Here is a 1127-nt window from a genome sequence, read left to right on the forward strand (position 1 = left end):
CCCTTCAGCACCAGGTCCAGCGCGGCCTGGAAGGCAACAGAGCCCTTGAAATCCGGCGCCATCGGGCGGTAAAGGGGATCACTTTCATTCTGGCCATCGACGACCGCCGCCATGCGCTTCATAGTCTCGATGATCTGCTCTTCGCCGACCAGGCCGTGGTGCAGCCAGTTCGCCATGTGCTGGGCGGAAATGCGCAATGTCGCCCGGTCTTCCATCAAACCCACGTTGTTGATATCAGGCACCTTGGAGCAGCCTACTCCCTGATCGATCCACCGGACCACATAGCCGAGGATGCCCTGGGCATTGTTGTCGAGTTCGCGTTGGATTTCCTCCGGCGTCCAGTTCGGCCGTAGTGCCACCGGAACGGAAAGAATATCCGAAAGCTTTGCCCGCGGCCGGCTCTTCAAACCCGCCTGAACCTCGGCGACATCGACCTTGTGGTAGTGGGTCGCGTGCAGTGTTGCAGCGGTTGGAGACGGCACCCAAGCGGTATTGGCACCGGCCTTCGGATGAGCGATCTTCTGCTCCAGCATCGCCGCCATCAGGTCTGGCATCGCCCACATGCCCTTGCCTATCTGGGCATGGCCGGAAAGCCCGCATTCCAGCCCGATATCGACATTCCAGTTCTCATAGGCCGATATCCAGGCCGCCTGCTTCATGTCGCCCTTGCGGATCATCGGACCGGCTTCCATCGACGTATGGATTTCGTCACCAGTACGGTCGAGGAAGCCGGTGTTGATGAAGACCACCCTTTCCCGCGCCTGTCGGATGCATTCCTTCAGATTGACGGTGGTCCGGCGCTCCTCGTCCATGATCCCCATCTTGATCGTATTGGTGGGCAGGCCGAGCGCTTCTTCCACACGGGAGAATATCTCGCAGGCGAAGGCGACTTCTTCCGGTCCATGCATCTTCGGCTTGACCACATACATGGAGCCTTCGCGCGAATTCTGGCGGCGACCGTTCGGTCCGATATCGTGGATCGCGATCAATGCCGTGACCATGGCGTCCATGATCCCTTCCGGCACCTCGTGGCCCTCGCTATCCAGCACGGCCGGATTGGTCATCAGGTGCCCGACATTGCGCACCAGCATCAGTGAACGGCGCTTCAGCGAAAACCGCGAGCCGTC

1 protein-coding gene is annotated in these 1127 nt (G+C 60.2%); it reads right to left on the reverse strand.

All coding sequences use genetic code 11. The features are described from left to right. Positions 1-1127 (reverse strand): malate synthase G (locus EDE05_RS26645; RefSeq protein ID WP_134103324.1); only part of this gene is annotated, 1127 nt, incomplete at both ends.

Source organism: Neorhizobium sp. R1-B, from assembly GCF_004368875.1.
GTDB classification, from domain to species: Bacteria; Pseudomonadota; Alphaproteobacteria; order Rhizobiales; family Rhizobiaceae; genus Neorhizobium; species Neorhizobium huautlense.